Source organism: Candidatus Thiothrix phosphatis, from assembly GCF_035668035.1.
GTDB lineage: Bacteria > Pseudomonadota > Gammaproteobacteria > Thiotrichales > Thiotrichaceae > Thiothrix > Thiothrix phosphatis.
Window position 1 is genome coordinate 1 of the sequence record NZ_JAYMYJ010000086.1, and the last position, 16,010, is coordinate 16,010.

The 16,010-nt window shown below is 52.7% G+C and carries 14 protein-coding genes; 6 read left to right on the top strand and 8 right to left on the bottom strand.

Annotation, left to right across the window (positions count from 1 at the left end; genetic code table 11):
• The first annotated feature begins 261 nt into the window (after window positions 1-261).
• Window positions 262-2,268, top strand: a complete 2,007-nt coding sequence (locus VSS37_RS08630) for an acyltransferase family protein (protein ID WP_324694433.1) — start codon at window positions 262-264, stop codon at window positions 2,266-2,268.
• A gap of 103 nt (window positions 2,269-2,371) precedes the next feature.
• Here VSS37_RS08630 and yrfG read toward each other — a convergent pair whose 3' ends face one another.
• Window positions 2,372-3,034 (bottom strand): GMP/IMP nucleotidase, encoded by a 663-nt coding sequence (yrfG, locus tag VSS37_RS08635; RefSeq protein WP_324694434.1) that lies wholly within the window; start codon window positions 3,032-3,034, stop codon window positions 2,372-2,374.
• Between the two features lie 97 nt (window positions 3,035-3,131).
• On the opposite strand from yrfG, the gene VSS37_RS08640 reads away from it, so the two are divergent.
• From VSS37_RS08640 to cysQ, 3 genes are read left to right on the top strand one after another with little or no spacing between them, the layout of a single operon-like run.
• Window positions 3,132-5,198 (top strand): beta-propeller domain-containing protein, encoded by a 2,067-nt coding sequence (locus VSS37_RS08640; RefSeq protein ID WP_324694435.1) that lies wholly within the window; start codon window positions 3,132-3,134, stop codon window positions 5,196-5,198.
• Window positions 5,199-5,213: 15 nt separating this feature from the next.
• The gene (gene nudE / locus VSS37_RS08645; RefSeq protein ID WP_324694436.1) at window positions 5,214-5,762 is read left to right on the top strand and encodes an ADP compounds hydrolase NudE; all 549 of its coding nucleotides are present in this window, start codon (window positions 5,214-5,216) and stop codon (window positions 5,760-5,762) included.
• Between the two features lie 14 nt (window positions 5,763-5,776).
• Window positions 5,777-6,571 carry a 3'(2'),5'-bisphosphate nucleotidase CysQ gene (gene cysQ / locus VSS37_RS08650; protein WP_324694437.1) on the top strand — a complete coding sequence of 265 codons (795 nt, stop codon included), beginning with the start codon at window positions 5,777-5,779 and terminating at the stop codon, window positions 6,569-6,571.
• A gap of 1 nt (window position 6,572) precedes the next feature.
• Here cysQ and VSS37_RS08655 read toward each other — a convergent pair whose 3' ends face one another.
• Window positions 6,573-6,971, bottom strand: a complete 399-nt coding sequence (locus VSS37_RS08655; protein WP_324694438.1) for an SseB family protein — start codon at window positions 6,969-6,971, stop codon at window positions 6,573-6,575.
• 205 nt (window positions 6,972-7,176) lie between these two features.
• Between VSS37_RS08655 and VSS37_RS08660 the strand changes: the two genes are divergently transcribed.
• Entirely contained in the window at window positions 7,177-8,643 is a 1,467-nt protein-coding gene (locus VSS37_RS08660) for a S1C family serine protease (protein ID WP_324694439.1), read from the top strand.
• A gap of 35 nt (window positions 8,644-8,678) precedes the next feature.
• On the opposite strand, the gene VSS37_RS08665 is transcribed toward VSS37_RS08660, so the two are convergent.
• Window positions 8,679-9,941, bottom strand: coding sequence for a serine hydrolase domain-containing protein (locus tag VSS37_RS08665; RefSeq protein WP_324694440.1), 1,263 nt, complete (start codon window positions 9,939-9,941; stop codon window positions 8,679-8,681).
• 215 nt (window positions 9,942-10,156) lie between these two features.
• Here VSS37_RS08665 and VSS37_RS08670 point away from each other — a divergent pair, with 215 nt between their 5' ends.
• Window positions 10,157-10,726, top strand: a complete 570-nt coding sequence (locus tag VSS37_RS08670) for an NnrU family protein (protein ID WP_324694441.1) — start codon at window positions 10,157-10,159, stop codon at window positions 10,724-10,726.
• Between the two features lie 178 nt (window positions 10,727-10,904).
• Here VSS37_RS08670 and gorA read toward each other — a convergent pair whose 3' ends face one another.
• The 5 genes from gorA to atpG all read right to left on the bottom strand — a co-directional run bounded on the left by gorA (window position 10,905) and on the right by atpG (window position 15,998).
• Window positions 10,905-12,269, bottom strand: a complete 1,365-nt coding sequence (gorA, locus tag VSS37_RS08675; protein WP_324694442.1) for a glutathione-disulfide reductase — start codon at window positions 12,267-12,269, stop codon at window positions 10,905-10,907.
• A gap of 73 nt (window positions 12,270-12,342) precedes the next feature.
• Window positions 12,343-13,077: a glutathione peroxidase gene (locus tag VSS37_RS08680; RefSeq protein ID WP_324694443.1), complete on the bottom strand. Its 735-nt coding sequence runs from the start codon at window positions 13,075-13,077 to the stop codon at window positions 12,343-12,345.
• A 198-nt stretch (window positions 13,078-13,275) separates the two neighbouring features.
• Entirely contained in the window at window positions 13,276-13,707 is a 432-nt protein-coding gene (locus VSS37_RS08685; protein WP_324694444.1) for a F0F1 ATP synthase subunit epsilon, read from the bottom strand.
• A 15-nt stretch (window positions 13,708-13,722) separates the two neighbouring features.
• Window positions 13,723-15,099: a F0F1 ATP synthase subunit beta gene (gene atpD / locus VSS37_RS08690; protein ID WP_324694445.1), complete on the bottom strand. Its 1,377-nt coding sequence runs from the start codon at window positions 15,097-15,099 to the stop codon at window positions 13,723-13,725.
• A 41-nt stretch (window positions 15,100-15,140) separates the two neighbouring features.
• Window positions 15,141-15,998, bottom strand: coding sequence for a F0F1 ATP synthase subunit gamma (gene atpG, locus VSS37_RS08695; RefSeq protein ID WP_324694446.1), 858 nt, complete (start codon window positions 15,996-15,998; stop codon window positions 15,141-15,143).
• Window positions 15,999-16,010: the final 12 nt, after the last annotated feature.

Here is a 16,010-nt window from a genome sequence, read left to right on the forward strand (position 1 = left end):
CACTGGTCAAGTGAGGATTGCGGGTGTTTGGTCTCAGGTTTTTAGAGGTTCCCTACACTGAAGCGGCAGGTTTGTGTGTATAATAATCATCTCGCGCAGCGTAACCACAACCCTATCCAACAGCAGCCAATGACGCCAAAAGAAAACTAAATTGTTTAAAAATAATCCGATGATCATTTAGCCCTTAACAGGTATTGAATCAACATTCAAGGCTTGAACATACTTTTACAACGATAGAATTTATTTTGCGGCTGTTCATTTATGAAGACCATAACCCCTCACCTGTCACATCCAAAATATAGGCCAGATATTGACGGCTTAAGGGCAATTGCGATTTTATCTGTCCTTACCTATCACGCATTTCCCCTTTGGCTTCCAGGTGGGTTTATTGGCGTTGATATATTTTTTGTTATCTCAGGCTTTCTCATCTCGACAATAATTTTTGAAAACCTGGAGCAGGGACGGTTCAACTTCAAGGAATTTTATTTCCGCCGAATCCGCCGCATCTTCCCTGCATTAATTTTAGTTTTATTCACAACTTACGCGATCGGTTGGTTTGCCCTGTTTGCCGATGAGTACAAACAACTGGGCAATCATATTGCGGCAGGCGCAGGCTTTATTTCTAATTTTATACTTTGGAATGAGGTTGGTTATTTTGACAATTCAGCCGAAACAAAACCATTGCTTCACTTATGGAGCTTAGGCATTGAAGAACAGTTTTACCTAATATGGCCATTATTGGCTTGGATAATCTGGAAAAGCAAGTTCAATCTCCTCCCCATCACCTTATTAATTTTCACAGGCTCACTCCTGCTCAATATCAACCTGACCACACAAGACCCGACCAGCGCCTTTTATCTTCCCCAATCACGTTTCTGGGAGTTATTGGGCGGAAGCTTACTGGCATGGATAACCATCCACAAAAACAGCATTTGTTCAGTTATAGAAATTAAAATAGATAAGCTGTTAGGCCTGGTCATTTATAAACAACCGTCAGCAGCGGATGGCAAGACATTGGCTGACATCCTTTCGTTTACGGGAATAGCCCTGCTTGCCTATGGATTTTATGAAATACATAAAGATCTCAATTTCCCTGGCAAATGGGCCATGATTCCAGTAATCGGCGCTGTTTTATTGATTTCCTCCGGAACGGATGCTTGGGTCAACCGTACACTGTTGTCCAACCGCATCCTGGTTTGGTTTGGCCTGATCAGTTTTCCATTATATTTATGGCATTGGCCGTTGCTTTCATTGGCGCGAATCATCGAAAGTGAAATCCCAAGCATAACAATTAGGTTATCCATTATTGCCATTTCAATAATATTGGCATGGCTCACCTATCAATGGGTGGAAAAGCCAATCCGCTTCGGAAAAAACCATAAATCAACCATAATTGCCCTTATACTTTCCATGACCATAATGGGATATATTGGCTACAACACTTATAGCAGAAATGGGTTAACGTTCAGGATGGCCGAGAAAATCAACCCCCTGAATAATTTCGCCTCATCATACAGAGAAAGCTGTGAACAATTCACCAAAATTCCTTTCGAAGATGATTGGTGCAACAAAGGGACCAGCCTTGAGCACACAATAAACACCGTTATGATTGGTGATTCTTTTGCTAATGCCTATACCCCAATGCTCACTGCTTATTCAAAGAACACTCATTATAAGCTATCATACATTCAATTTGCGAGAGGCCAATGTCCGGCCCTATTGGATTATGGGCCAGAATATTGCAGGGAAATGACAAACAAGGTATTTGAGTATATAAAAAGCTCCCCAAATATAAAAACAGTCATACTTGCCAACGCATGGCCTGACTACTATAACGGAAAAGTTGGGTTCCATTCCTTGGTAACGTATGAGGAGTCAGCCCAATCTTTCAAATCATCTTTTGAAAAAACATTGAATGCCTATAGAAGCATTGGAAAAAAGCTAGTGGTCATGCTGTCCCCTCCTTTAGGCTCAAATCCAAAGTCATGTATTACTCGAGAAATACAAATAAGCGACAAGAAAACTTGCAGCCTATCTACTGAGGCGGCGCGCAGCAATGATGGCAATTACAGGGACTATATGCTTCCTTTACTGAACTCACTCGCCATACAAGCATTTGACCCGTTTAAATATTTCTGCAACGACACTGAATGCAAAATAACTGACCATGAAAAAATATTCAGCATAGATGGGAAACATTTATCTGTGTTTGGCAGTGAATATTTAGAAAGCAAAGGAAAAAATGATCTGGACGCAATTTTTAAATGACCAAAAAATAAAATCATGCCAGATCACGGCAGGCCGCACACATTGTTGGCTGTAGGCTTTCCTGCCGAAAACCCAGCCTACAATATGGGCACAGCCAGATGCCTTATGGCAACAACTGGGTGTAGCACTCCACCGCAGTAAATTCCTGCGTGTCTTTCGGCGGCAGTTTGGAATCCGGTTGGCGGATCGCCAACAAATGCTTCACCCCCGCCGCCTGCGCCGCCCTCAACACATGCAGGTTGTCATCAATAAACAGCGAGTGCTCCGGCGAATAAGCCTCCACTTCACTCAGTTTGCGCCAAAAATCCGCGTGTTCTTTCGGCAGACCCAGCGAATGCGAGGTGATAATACGGTCGAAATAATGCTCCAGCGCCACATAGCCGAATTTCAGGCCGACGCTTTTCTGGTGCGCATTGGTCAACAGCACCACCCGCTTGCCACGTTCATGCAGGGATTCCAGAAAACGCCCCACATGCGCCCGGATCTGGATGCGGTCGGCGATTTCATGCTTTAGCGCCACCAGGTCGGTGCCCAGATGATCCTGCCAGTAATCAAGGCAATACCATTCCAGCGTGCCTTCCATTTCGGTGTAACGCTCGCGCAGGTAGGCACTGATGTCTTCTGGCTTGGCGTTGCGCTGTTTCGCCAACTGCACCGGCAGATGCTCCAGCCAGAAGTGGTTGTCGAAATGCAGATCCAGTAAGGTTCCATCCATGTCGAGAAAGACGGTTTGGATGTTATCCCAGTCGAGATTTATGGGAGACAAAACATTCACCTATTCATTACTTAACAAAACTTTTAGTCTATAATTTGTTGTTATAATTATCCCGATAGAATGCAACACTTATAACCCGGAGGATGCCATGAAAAATCCATTCCAGACAGGGGCCGTCCTGGTCGTCGCCTTGCTGCTCAACGCCTGCGGCGGTGGCGGCTCCACCACCAGCGTCAACAATAATAATGGCGGCAATAATGGCGGTGGTTCTGCGCCTGCCAGCAAGCCGGAACTCAAGCAGGCCAGCGCCAGCGAACTCGAAAGCCTGATCAGGCAACAAATGCTGGCGCTTTACGGAGCCGTCCGCCCGAAAATATACCCGGTCGCTTATGCCGATGGAACCGTGACGATGGTATCCGATGTGGCCGCTTCCAGCGCTGGCACCGCTGCCAGCAGTGTTTCCAGCACCAATGTGCAGGAAACCGGCGTCGACGAAGCCGACCGCATCAAGAGCGATGGCGGCTACCTTTACACCACCTCCATCACCACACCCGACCTGCGCATTTTCAAGGCGGATCAGGCCAGCGCCACATTGGTGAAGGATATGACGCTGGATTCAGCCAACGCCATATCCCTGAACGGCCTCTACCTGAACGGGCAAAAGCTCGCTGTCCTGGGTGAAGAGCAGCAACGCTTCGGCATATGGGACCAATGGTTCGCGCCCAGTTACTGGGTCAACCAGGAAAGCAGCCTTTACATGCTGAATGTCGCCAATCCGGCCAGCCCAACCCAGACCGCCAAACTGACGCTGGACGGGCAACTGATCAGCAGCCGCAAAATCGGCTCCAGCCTGTACCTCGCCACCCGCTACAGCCCGACGCTGCCGGGCTTGATCCAGTTCCCATCGACCGAAGCGGAGGCCACCGCCAACCGCAGCCTGATCAACAAAGCTTCCCTCAGCGATTTCCTGCCCAATTACAAACTGGACAGCGGCGTCAATGGCAAGCTGTTCCAGTCGGATGACTGCTTCCTGACCCAGTATTCCAGCAAGGACAACCAACAAGCCAGCATCATCAGCCTGCTGGTGGTGGATATGAACGCCCCGGCACCAATCCCACGCGGCAAATGTTTCGCGGGCGACACCGAAACCTTGTACGCTTCCCCGGAAGCCATCTATTTGGCCACCACCCAGTACAACTACGCCATTGCTGCCGGCGCCAGCGTTTCCAGCAATGGCTCCAGCAGCAGCATTGCGACGTATGACCCGGCCATCACCACCGACCTGCACAAGTTTTCACTGGCGAATGGCGGCATTGATTATCGCGGTTCCGGGCGCGTCAACGGCCACCTCGGCTGGCAACAGGATCTGAAACCGTTCCGCATGAGCGAATACAATGATGTGCTGCGGATTCTCACCTACACCGGCAGTTGGAGCGACCGTACCGCATCCCCCGCCAGCCTGTACACCTTGCAGGAAAACAGCGCCAACCAGTCGCTGGACATCCTCGCCAAACTGCCCAACAGCACGCATCCCGAACCGCTGGGCAAAGTCGGCGAGCAAATTTACGCGACCCGCTTCCTCGGCGACAAAGGCTATCTGGTGACCTTCCGCACCACTGACCCGCTGTACATCCTCGACCTGTCCAACCCGGCAGACCCATTCGTTGCCAGCGAACTCAAAATCGACGGCTATTCCGACTACCTGCATCCGGTTGGGGAAAACTATTTGCTTGGCATCGGCAAGGACGCCATTACCGACACCTCCAGCAGCACAGGCGATGAAGGCAGGGGAGCTTGGTACCAAGGCGTGAAACTGTCGCTGATCGACATCACCAACCCATCCAGCCCTTATGAAAAGCAGAAAATCACTATCGGCAAACGCGGCACGGAAACCGCCGTTTCCCAGACCCATCACGCACTGACCACCTTGCAGCAAGGCGACAACCTGCAAATGGCGTTGCCGATCAGCCTGCATGAAGGCTCCGCCAGTTACTCCTCCGGCCCCAGCACGTATTACAACTGGACCCAGGACGAATTGTTCCGGCTGAATATCGACACCCGCAACGGCGTCATACAGCCCCTAGCCCCGGTCGTCGCCGCAACCGGCTCCAGTTCGGACGGTTACGATTACCTGTGGCCGTATGACCGTTCGGTGATGATCGGCAATTACATCCACTACCTGCACGGCGACGAGGTGATAAGTCAGGCGTGGTGATGTTAGAATCGGGCGATGCACAAGCCGCCCAAAATACACGCCGTCAATCCCGTCACCAATAGCCGCCTGTTCCATGTGGAGGAAGTCCACCTGGAATTCAGCAACGGTGAACGCCGCATCTACGAGCGCCTTGCCAATCGCGGCAACGGCGCAGTGCTGGTCGCGCCGCTGCTGGAGGACGACACCCTGCTGCTGATCCGTGAGTACTCCGCTGGCACCGGGCGCTACGAGCTCGCCTTTCCCAAAGGCCATATTGAGCGCGGCGAAAGCCCGCTGGAAGCCGCCAACCGCGAAATCATGGAGGAAGTCGGCTATGGTGCCCGCGACCTGCGCCTGTTGCGCAGCATCAGCCTGTCACCCGGCTATATGCAGCACCACACCCACCTAGTATTGGCGCGCGACCTTTACCCCCAGCAAGTTGAAGGTGATGAACCGGAGCCACTGGAAGTCGTACCCTGGAAACTGGGCGATATGGAAGAGTTGCTGTTGCAGGATGACTTCACCGAAGGGCGTAGTCTGCTGGCGTTGTTCCTGGTGCGTGAATGGCTGCAACAACACCAATAAACAAGGAAACCCTGATGGATCTGAACCAACTCATGCCCGCCATTGTCACCATCGCCCACCAAGCTGGTGAGAAAATCATGGAGGTTTACACCTCCGCTGATTTTTCGGTGGAGCACAAAAACGACAATTCCCCGCTGACCGCCGCCGATATGGCCTCACACCACCATATCGTCGATGCGCTGGCCGCCTTGACACCACAATACCCCGTGCTGTCGGAAGAAAACGCCAGCGAACTGGCTTTCGGGGGACGTAGCCAATGGCAAACTTACTGGCTGGTGGATCCGTTGGATGGCACCCGTGAATTCATCAAGCGTAACAATGAGTTCAGCATCCTGATCGCCTTGGTGCATGAACATAAGCCGGTGTTGGGCGTCGTCCATGCCCCCGCGCTGAACCAAACTTGGTTCGCCAGCTTGGGCAACGGCGCTTATAAACAAACCAATGGCGAACCCTTCCCGATCAGCGCCCGCCACACCGCCAACCCATTGCAGGTGGTTGGCAGCAAGTCCCACCGTGACCCGGCTATGCCGCAGTTCCTGAAACAGGTCGGCGCATATGAATATTCGGTCATGGGCAGCATCCTCAAAGCCTGTATGGTGGCGGATGGTTCCGCTGACATCTATCCGCGCCTCGGCCCCACCTCCGAATGGGATACCGCCGCCGCGCAGATCATCGTGGAGGAAGCGGGTGGGCACTTTACCCGCAGCGACATGCAGCCGATGCGTTACAACACCAAGGAATCGCTGCTGAACCCGTATTTCTTCGTATTTGGCAAGGATTACCGCGATTGGTCGCAATATCTGCCATAAATCAGTGCAGGTCACCCATCCCCTGCAACATCCCCACTTCCAGATCAATCCCCAGCTCGTTGTCGGGATTGATCGAAATGCTGTAGCCCGTGCCGACCTTTTCGATGATCCACTTCAGTTCCGCCAGCAAACCGCCGCCATAACCGGGGAAATCCTTGACGAAATTTTTCGCCATTTCTGGGCTGGTGAACAAGATCAGCACCTTGTTGCCGACCTCATCATCCAACGTCAACGGCGTAGCTTTGTCTCCCATGGTCGGCTGCAAACCGCCAATCTGGTGCTTTTCGTAAATTGGCATAAACAATTGCGCCGCCATCAACTGCTGGATGAAGTCTTCACTGTCCAACTCACCCGCCTGCGCCTGCATCAATAACGCTTCCGTTTCATTCATTGCTTGCATCCCGCCCATCCTCATCATGTTTGACGCAGGTAAGGGTAATGAATCCCCATAACAGGCACAATGACCCGCATGCAGTATAGTGGAAAGGGCGGAAGGGGTATGAACATGATGGCCGACACCGCAATCATCCGGGATGAAAAATAACTGCCATCATTTTTTTGAGCTACAATACAGCTCTTTTTTTAGGGCTGATTGATCCATGTTCATGTCCCGCATATTTCGCCACAGCGTACTTGCCCTCCTGACCTGCGTTATGTTCCCGCCTTTGTTTCCCATGGCGATGGCGGAGCCACAGACAGAGGAATCACTGGAAAACTCCATCGTTAAAATCTACGTCACCAGCAAAACCTACGCCACTTTTTCACCCTGGAATTCGGATAGTGTCACGTCCAATGGCTCAGGCTTCATCATCGATGGCCACCGTATCCTCACCAATGCCCATGTGGTCGCCGACCAAGTATTCGTGGAAATCCAGCGTGATGGCAACCCAAAGCGTTATCAGGCGGAAGTGCAAACCGTCTCCCATGAGATGGACATCGCCATCCTGACCGTCAAAGACCCGCACTTTTTCGACAAAGGCCAACCGCTGCAACTGGGCGACCTGCCGGATATCCACCAGGAAATCACCGTCTACGGCTATCCCATTGGCGGTGACACCATCAGCACAACCCGCGGCATTGTTTCACGCATTGAATACCTGCCCTATTTTCATAGTGGCTTGTCCTTCGAAATGATCCAGATTGACGCCGCCGTCAACCCTGGCAATAGCGGCGGGCCTGCCTTGGTGGACAACCGGGTGGCAGGCATCGTGACGCAAAAATCGGAAAGCGATGGGGAAAACATCGGCTACATTATCCCTTCCACCATGGTGCGGCGCTTCCTCAAGGACATGGAGGACAACCGCTATGACGGTTTCCCGGATTTCCCCATTGAAGTGGAATTCCTGCTCAGTCCTGCCTTGAAAAAGAAATACCGCCTAGGCGAAGAACAAACTGGCGTCCTGATCAGCAAAGTGTGTGCCAACACCTCGGCAGAAAAAGTATTGCGGCGCGGCGACGTCATCACCCACATCGACGGCAAAAACATCGATGATGACGGTTCCTCGCCGTTGAATGCGCGTAAAAACATCTACTTCATCCACTACATCGACCTGCATCAGGTTGGCGAGGCTGTATCGCTCGACATTGTGCGCGATGGCAAACCGCTTAAGGTTGACCTTCCCCTCGACAAAGCCGACAAAACGACCTATCTGTTCGACCAAAAGCCGCGCTATTTCATCTATGGCGGTTTTGTGTTTGCCGCCGATGAGACCTACGATTCCTGCATGAGCCGTGAGGACTACGACGACGACAAAAACAAAGACAAGCAGGACAATGTGACGGTCACCCAAGTGCTGGCGGCTTCCAGCAACCTTGGCTTCCACGACCTCCCCACCACCGCGCTCAAGAAAATCAACGGCAAAACCTTCAATACCTTTGAAGCCTTTTACAAACAACTGAAAACCACGACTGAGCCTTTCATCATGCTGGAAGATTACTCCGGCTATGAGATCGCCATTGACCGGGAGCTGGCCGAACACGAACATCAGGAGATACTGGAGCAGTACGGCATCCACCGTGACCATTCGGCAGAAATAGACGCCTGGGATAAGGAACTGGCGCAATCCAAGTAAGGGCGTCGCCAGCAACGCCCTTACCGCCGGAACGTTTACAAGCCTGCGTTTAGCGCGTAGGCAAACGCCCGTTCCGCCTCCGCAAACATGTCGCGGCTGGCCTGGTTGACGGTCATGACCAGATAGGCGTCCTTGTCTGGTGCATACAGCATGATTGCCCCCCAGAACCCTGCGTGCCCCCACACTTCATGGCCATTGAAAACAGCATGTTGCAAACCAAGGCCATAATTGGGGCTAATGGCCGTCAACTGCCGCATTTCCGCCAGGGTCGCGCTGCTATGGAAGAGCTGCCCCTTCATCAATGCCCGCATGAACAGGGAAAGGTCTTCCACCGTTGACACAACCGCCCCGCTTGCCCAGGCCGCTGAAGTGTCCAAAGTGGTGGCGGTAACATCCAGGTTACGGTTGACGCCCTGGGGTATCAGGTTATAGAAATGGTGCGCGATCCGCCCACGCGCCGGTTCGAAACCTTCATGCCAGGTATTGACCATCCCCAGGCGGTTAAAAATCCTGCCCCTGTAATTGCTGGTCAGCGATTGCCCTGTCACCCGCTCAATCACCAACCCCAGCAGCAGGTAATGGGTGTCGCTGTAATCGAAGCGGCTGCCCGGCACGAACAGCGCGTTGCGCGCCAGACCGGATTCCAAGTAATAATCCAACAAGCCCGCGCCATCCCAGTGTTTGGCGGCAAGGCCTCGCCCGGCGTTATTCAGCACATCATTGATCATCTGCGCGAACAAGCCGTTGCTGTCCTGCACCGTTGGCGAATCGGCAATGTAGTCCCGCATCCCGGCTGTATGCTGGAGCAACTGGCGAATGGTCACACTGCCGCCAGTTTTGAAACCAGCCGTTATCTGCAAATCGTCCAGCGCATAACCGGCAGGCAGCCTGACGCCACCCAGCAGGCTGGACAGTGGCGTATCCAACGTGAAATAGCCTTCCTCCGCCAATTGCAGGATCACGGTGGCCGTAAACACCTTGGAAATGCTTGCCACCCTGAAGGGATACGTCGTGGTCATCAATTCGCCTGTTTGCGGATTGGCTTTGCCCGCCGCCCGCAGGTAACGGTAGTTCCTTTCCGGCGACTCAAACAGCAAGGCGGTATTGACAACATCCGGCTGACCCAGGGTATTGCTGACAAACCGATCCAGATTTTCATTTAGCCGGTTAGGCAATAGGGGGTCACCCACACGGCTTGTCACCGATGTCTGCGCCTGCCCACCCCCACATCCCGCCAGCAACAACAGCAAACCCCCAATCCAGACCAGTAAAACCGTGCGCCATGTGCGTGTAGCCATCCCATCCCATCCTGTAACCCGTTGCTAATGGCTGGGATATAGGTCAGCCCCATGCACCGTGCCGTCACGCCTTGCGGCCACGGATAGGAAAAACTGATAGACGGACATAATCCAAATAAAACCTGCACCTGCTTTTAGGCGTAAATATGGAGAAAATGTGAATTCCAACCTACCCTATAGGACGATAAGGATTTATTGGCAAAGGAGATCGCTAAATGTTGTGGTTATTGATTCTTGGAGTCTTGATGTGGAGCTTGGTGCACCTGTTCCCGTCCATCATGCCGGTGAAGCGCACCGAGTTGATCAGCCAGTACGGCAACCTGTATCAGGGAATATTTTCCCTGAAAATCCTCATTTCCCTGGTTCTGATCATCATCGGCTGGCGCAACACCATGCCAGAACCCATCTATGACCCACCCTCATTCGGCAGGCATGTCAATATGTTGCTGATGCTGTTCGCCATCATGCTGTTTGGCGCCTCCCACGCCAAAAGCTGGCTGCAACAAAATATCCGCCACCCTATGCTCAGTGGCGTGATTGTGTGGGGCATCGGGCACCTATTGGCGAATGGCGACACCCGCTCACTGGTGCTGTTTGGCGGCATGACGGTGTGGGCGGCGCTTTCCATCGTCTTCATCAACAAACGGGATGAATCATGGATGAAATCGCAAATGACGGTTACCCGCTTGGATGATTTGAAACTGCTGGCAATTAGCGTCGTGGTGTATTTGGTGCTGGTTTTCCTGCATCCATACTTTGCTGGCGTAGCCCTGATCCCACAGTAGGCAAGGCATGATAAACGACAATACTGCATGAAGTGGGGCGGCAGCGCCTCCATAAGCGATGGCTAAAGCTTGCTGTCCCCAGATCAACAAAGCCCGGAACCAGTGTCCTGGTTCCGGGCTTTCCAAACTGTTTATGGAAGCGTCTTGTCAACAAACGCCCATTGCAAACAAAACCCGCCTATTTCATCGTCACCAACTCTTCTGCACTGACCGGGTGAATGGCGATGGTGTCATCAAAGTCCTGCTTGGTCGCACCCATGCGGATGGCCACGGCGAAACCTTGCATCATTTCATCCACACCTAGGCCAATGGCATGGCAACCGACGATCTTTTCTTCTGGCCCAGTCACAACCAGTTTCATCGCGGTCTTGACCTTGTGTTTGGCGAATGAGTAATACATCGGCGTAAATTCAGTGGTGTACACCTTCACCGCATCGCCGTATTGTTCGCGGGCGGCTTCTTCCGACAAACCAATCGTGCCAATCGGTGGATGGGTGAACATCACGGTCGGAATCAGGCTGTAATCGACTTTACGGTCTTTCATGCCGCCAAACAGACGGTCACCCAAACGACGGCCAGCAGCAATCGCAACCGGGGTCAGTTGCACACCGCGCTTGTTGATGATGTCACCAATCGCGTACACGCCTGGAACACGGGTTTCCTGATAATCAGTCACATCGATGAAACCGCCTGGAGCCAGTTCCAGACCAATGTTTTCCAAGCCGATATTGTCAGTATTCGGCACACGGCCAATCGCCCACAGAACCTGGTCGAGATCCGTCAGGGTGCTGCCATCTGCATACTGGATGGTCAATTTGCCATCCGCCTGCTTTTCGACACTGGCGATCTTGTCGTTGTCATTGAACAGGATGCCATCGGCTTCCATTTGTGTACGCAGGGTTTTCTGCATCAGGCTGTCGAAACCGATCAGAACCGGGAAGCCCTGGTGCAGCATGTGGGTACGTGTTCCCAACGCATTCAGCACACCTGCCAATTCCAAAGCAATGTAACCACCACCGACGACAGCCACTTTCTGAGGCTGTTCTTCCAGCTCAAAAAAACCGTCGGAGGTGATGCCGTATTCCGCGCCCGGAATATTGGTCGGCATAACCGGGCGTCCGCCGGTAGAAATCACAATATGGTCAGCCGTGTATTTGGCGCCATCGACTTCCAGCGTTTTGGCATCCACAAAGCGCGCCGAACCTTCAATCAGGTCAACGCCCAGTTCAGCGAGGAAACTCTCCAGATACCAGTCGTTGATGCCTGCGATCATGTTTTCGCGCTTGGTCACCAGCTTGGCCCAATCCAGCTTGCCGGGAACCGTGGCAAAACCGTAGTCCTGTGCTTCATGCTGCGCATAAGCCAGATTGGCGGCGAACCACATGACTTTCTTCGGTACGCAGCCGCGATTGACACAAGTGCCGCCGAGATCTTCCTGCACTTCTATCACTGCGCATTTCGCGCCATGCTTCGCTGCCTTTTCCACCACCGACAAGCCGCCGCTGCCTGCGCCGATGGCGATTAAATCGTAATGTTGGCTCATGCTGCCCTCCATCTTGCTATTGTGTCCAGACTTGGGTAGGCAACGCACAAAACGTGCGTTGCCCCGACTGGAATCAACGTGCTTTCAGCCACGCTTCCAGTTTGTCTGACCCACCAATCAACTCACCGTTAACGAATACCTGTGGAACCATATCGACGCCAGCAACGGCGCGCAAGGTCTGGTTCTTGTAGTCACGGTTCAACACCAGTTCGTCGAAGTCGATGCCAGCATCATGCAGCATGCCTTTGGCGCGTGCGCAAAATGGGCAACCAGGACGGGTGAAGACGGTGACGTCCAGTGGGGCAGCCGCTTCCGGCGCAATGTAAGCCAGCATGGTGTCCGCATCGGAAACTTCAAACGGGTCGCCCGGCTTGTTTGGTTCGATGAACATTTTGTCGACCACACCATCTTTCACCAGCATGGAATAACGCCAAGAACGCTTGCCGAAACCAAGATCATTTTTGTCAACCAGCAAGCCCATACCGTCGGTAAAATCACCGTTGCCATCCGGGATGAAAGTGATCTTGTCGGCTTCCTGATCCACTTTCCACTCGTTCATGACGAAAGTGTCGTTGACAGACATGCAAATGATTTCATCAACGCCGTACTTTTTGAAAGTGTCCGCCAACTGGTTGTAGCGCGGCACATGGGTGGAAGAACAGGTCGGCGTGAAAGCACCGGGCAGGGAGAACACGATTACGGTTTTGCCTGCAAACAGGTCGTCACTTTTGACATCAACCCACTCATGGTTCTGACGGGTGCGGAAGGTGACACTTGGCACTTTCTGGCCTTCTTTGTTTGGAAACATCTTCAATCTCCTTGAATTGATTTATCTCAAATGATCTGTAAAAGTTATCGTATGTGGCGCAGTATAAGCAGACATCAATAGGATTCAAAGCAGAATGTTTCAAACGTTGCGTTCTATTTAATGGAATAGAAAGGCCAATGCCGCCAAATAAAAAGGCTCCCTGAAGGAGCCTTTTTATTTCGTCAGACTTGCAAAATCTTAATGATGACCGCGAGCCTTGCCGATACGGTGCAACATTTCCAATTGCGCCTTGGCAGCTTCCAGTTCGGCCTGGATGGTCTCGTAATCGAGATCTTCCGGGTCTTTGCCAGCCAGCGCATCCTGCGCCTGCTTCATGGCTTCCTGGGCAGCCTGTTCGTCGAGGTCTTCCGCACGCATACCGGTATCAGCCAATACCGTCACGATATGCGGCTGGACTTCCAGTACACCACCAGAGACAAACAATGAAGCAAAGTTGCCTTCTTCGGTCTTGTACTGAAGCTCACCAGCCCGCAAACGGGAAATCAGCTGGGAGTGACGCGGGAGGATACCCAAATCACCCAGCACACCCGGTGCGATGACTTCTTCAACCGTACCGGAGAACAACTTCTGTTCCGCCGTTACCACGTCCAGATGCATTGTCATAGCCATAGTGAGCCCTCCTGATTAGAGCTTGCCGGCTTTCTCGACAGCTTCTTCAATCGACCCAACCATGTAGAACGCACCTTCCGGCAGGTGATCGTACTCACCATTCAGGATAGCTTTAAAGCCCGCCAGCGTGTCTTTCAAGGTGACGTATTTGCCTGGCGCGCCAGTAAACACTTCCGCCACGAAGAACGGCTGGGACAGGAAACGCTGGATACGGCGGGCGCGGCCAACGACTTTCTTGTCATCTTCGGAAAGTTCATCCATACCGAGGATCGCGATGATGTCTTGCAGCTCCTTGTAGCGCTGCAATACACCCTGCACCGAACGGGCGGTGTCATAGTGATCCTTGCCCACAACCAGCGGGTCAAGCTGGCGGGATGTGGAATCCAGTGGGTCTACCGCAGGGTAGATACCGAGTTCCGCAACGTTACGGGACAGTACCAAGGTCGCATCCAAGTGGGCGAAGGTGGTTGCCGGGGACGGGTCAGTCAGGTCATCCGCAGGTACGTATACGGCCTGGAATGAAGTGATGGAGCCGGTCTTGGTGGAAGTGATACGCTCCTGCAGGGCACCCATCTCTTCCGCCAGTGTTGGCTGATAACCTACCGCAGATGGCATACGACCCAGCAGTGCGGACACTTCTGTACCCGCCAGAGTGTAACGGTAGATGTTGTCAACGAACATCAGTACGTCACGGCCTTCATCACGGAAGTATTCCGCCATGGTCAAGCCGGTCAATGCCACACGCAGACGGTTGCCTGGTGGTTCGTTCATCTGACCGTAAACCAGTGCCACCTTGTCGATAACGCCGCCTTCCGTCATTTCATGGTAGAAGTCGTTACCTTCACGGGTACGCTCACCAACACCTGCGAATACAGACAAACCACTGTGCTGCTTGGCGATGTTGTTGATCAGTTCCATCAGGGTAACGGTCTTACCTACACCCGCACCACCGAACAGACCGATTTTACCACCCTTGGCGATTGGCATGATCAGGTCGATAACCTTGATGCCCGTTTCCAGGATGTCGATGCTGGCTGCCTGCTCTTCATAGCTTGGTGGCGGACGATGGATAGGCATTTTGACTTCGCTCGCCACAGGGCCAGCGTTATCAACCGGGTTGCCCAGCACATCCATGATGCGGCCAAGCGTGCCCTGACCTACCGGCACAGAGATTGGTGCGCCAGTGTTGTCTACTTTCATCCCGCGTTTGAGGCCGTCAGACGTCCCCATCGCGATCGTGCGTACAATGCCATCGCCCAACTGCTGCTGGACTTCCAGGGTCAGGCCCTGGTCGGCTACTGTCAACGCATCGTACACAGCCGGAACGGCATTACGCGGAAACTCCACGTCGACGACCGCGCCGATGATTTCTATGATGTTTCCAGTACTCAATTGATAGTACCTCTTAAAAAATAATAAATCCGTAACAGCCGTTAGACCGCCGCTGCACCGCCGACGATTTCCGAGATTTCCTGCGTGATCGCTGCCTGACGAGCCTTGTTGTATACCAGCTTAAGCTCGTTGATGAGCTTACCTGCGTTGTCGGAAGCGCTTTTCATCGCAACCATACGTGCCGACATTTCGCAGGCGACGTTTTCAACAACACCCTGATACACCAGGGACTCAACATAGCGCTGCATCAAAGCGTCGATAACCTCTTTGGACTCCGGCTCGTAAATGTAGTCCCAATGGTGTTTGATTGAGTTCTCATCAGATGGCACAACCGGAATGAGCTGGCTCACCCGCGGTTTCTGCGTCATGCTGTTGACGAATTCATTTTCCACCAAGAACAAACGGTCAATACGGCCTTCGTCGTAGGCGTCGAGCATTACCTTGATCGTACCGATCATGTCCGCAACGCGTGGCTGGTCACCCATATGGGTCTTCTGGGCCACAATTCCGTAACGCTTGAACGCAGCAGCCGCTTTGTTGCCCAGCACGCAAATGTCGACTTCGACATTCTGTTCGCGCCATTGGGCAATATTTTGCAGCGCCGCTTTGAACAGGTTGACGTTAAGGCCGCCACACAAACCACGGTCTGTGGAAATGATGACATAGCCAACACGTTTGACTGTTTCACGCTCTTGCGTGTAAGGATGCTTGTATTCCAGATGGCCATGCGCCAAATGGCCTACCACTTGACGCATCTTGTCGGCATAGGGGCGGCTTGCATTCATCCGGTCTTGCGCACGGCGCATTTTGGAGGCTGCAACCATCTGCATCGCTTTGGTGATCTTACGAGTATTCTGGATACTCTTGATCTGCGCGCGTATTTCCTTACCACTTGCCATGGGATTTACCTC

Bases quoted from the DNA above. Each gene is read 5' to 3' on its own strand.
- VSS37_RS08680 (WP_324694443.1), bottom strand. From the start codon at position 13,077: ATGTTTCCAAACAAAGAAGGCCAGAAAGTGCCAAGTGTCACCTTCCGC.
- VSS37_RS08685 (WP_324694444.1), bottom strand. From the start codon at position 13,707: ATGGCTATGACAATGCATCTGGACGTGGTAACGGCGGAACAGAAGTTG.
- nudE (WP_324694436.1), top strand. From the start codon at position 5,214: ATGCACAAGCCGCCCAAAATACACGCCGTCAATCCCGTCACCAATAGC.
- atpG (WP_324694446.1), bottom strand. From the start codon at position 15,998: ATGGCAAGTGGTAAGGAAATACGCGCGCAGATCAAGAGTATCCAGAAT.
- gorA (WP_324694442.1), bottom strand. From the start codon at position 12,269: ATGAGCCAACATTACGATTTAATCGCCATCGGCGCAGGCAGCGGCGGC.
- VSS37_RS08670 (WP_324694441.1), top strand. From the start codon at position 10,157: ATGTTGTGGTTATTGATTCTTGGAGTCTTGATGTGGAGCTTGGTGCAC.
- cysQ (WP_324694437.1), top strand. From the start codon at position 5,777: ATGGATCTGAACCAACTCATGCCCGCCATTGTCACCATCGCCCACCAA.
- VSS37_RS08655 (WP_324694438.1), bottom strand. From the start codon at position 6,971: ATGCAAGCAATGAATGAAACGGAAGCGTTATTGATGCAGGCGCAGGCG.
- VSS37_RS08640 (WP_324694435.1), top strand. From the start codon at position 3,132: ATGAAAAATCCATTCCAGACAGGGGCCGTCCTGGTCGTCGCCTTGCTG.
- VSS37_RS08665 (WP_324694440.1), bottom strand. From the start codon at position 9,941: ATGGCTACACGCACATGGCGCACGGTTTTACTGGTCTGGATTGGGGGT.
- VSS37_RS08660 (WP_324694439.1), top strand. From the start codon at position 7,177: ATGTCCCGCATATTTCGCCACAGCGTACTTGCCCTCCTGACCTGCGTT.
- VSS37_RS08630 (WP_324694433.1), top strand. From the start codon at position 262: ATGAAGACCATAACCCCTCACCTGTCACATCCAAAATATAGGCCAGAT.